1 protein-coding gene is annotated in these 1191 nt (G+C 61.5%); it reads right to left on the bottom strand.

Going from position 1 to position 1191, the window contains the following annotated elements:
* On the bottom strand, window positions 1-1191 hold a 1191-nt coding region (locus tag AC6A67_RS00005; RefSeq protein WP_498034459.1), incomplete at both ends, for an IS256 family transposase.

The raw sequence follows: 1191 nt of genomic DNA, 5'->3' as shown, positions 1-1191 counted from the left end.
CGTGAAGCGCTCGCCGAAGATGACGGCGAATTGCGCTTTGGCCATGACCCATTCACGAGCAGGCATTTTCCACTCTTTCTCTGCTCGGTTCAAGACCAGAAACAGCAGCTTGAGCGCGGCTTCATCGGTCGGGAAATGGCCCCTTGCCCGCACCGCCCTGCGAAGCTTTGAATTCAGAGCCTCTATAGCGTTGGTCGTGTAGAGGATGCGCCTGACGTCGACGTGGAAGGCGTAGAACGGAATGACCTCGCCCCAGGCCCTCCGCCAGCTCTGTGCGATAGCAGGATAGCGGGCGCCCCATTGACCCTGCTCAAATTCGGCAAGCGCTGCTTCCCCAGCCTCGGCATCGACGGCGCGGTAGATGTCTTTCAGGGAAGACGCTACTGCCTTGCGGTCCTTGAAGGAAACGAAATCCAGCGAGTGGCGCAGCAGATGCACGATGCAAGTCTGTACCAGCGCCTCGGGAAACACGGCCCGGATGGCGTCCGGGAAGCCCTTCAGGCCATCGACGACCGCCAGCAGAATGTCTTCCACGCCGCGATGGCGCAGTTCGTTCATGACGCGCAGCCAGAACTTCGCCCCCTCGTTCTGCTCAAGCCACATCCCGAGGATTTCCTTGCCGCCATCGGCGCGTACGCCAAGGGCGATATGGACGGCCTTGTTGCGGACAATGCCTTCATCGCGCACCTTCACGCGCAGGGCGTCGAAGAACACGAGCGGATAAACCGGGTCCAGTGGCCGTGCCTGCCATGCCGCGATTTCTTCCAGCACGGCGTCGGTGACGGCGCTTATCAGATCGGGCGAAACATCAATGCCGTAGAGCTCGCGCAGGTGTCCCACGATCTCCCGCGCACTCATGCCCCGGGCGTACATTGAGATGATCTTGTCGTCGAATCCGGGGAAACGGCGCTGGTAGCGGGCGATCAGTTGCGGATCGAACGTCGCCTGCCGATCGCGGGGGATGTCCAACTCCAGCCGGCCAGTCTCCGTTGTGACCGTCTTGCGGCCATAGCCATTGCGGCTGTTGCCCGCTTCATCGGCTGCCAGATGATGATCCATTTCGGCATTCAGGGCCCGTTCGGCCAGCGCCTTCTTCAGATCATCCAGCAAACCGTTGGCGTCGAAGGCCGCCTTCGGGTCCGCCCCAGCCAATAACTGGTCAAGGAGCGCGTCAGGTATCCGGGGTGCTTT

This window comes from Camelimonas sp. FR25 (assembly GCF_059740505.1).
The sequence above is the reverse complement of the archived record's forward strand: the minus strand, read 5'-3'. Positions and strand labels throughout refer to the sequence as shown.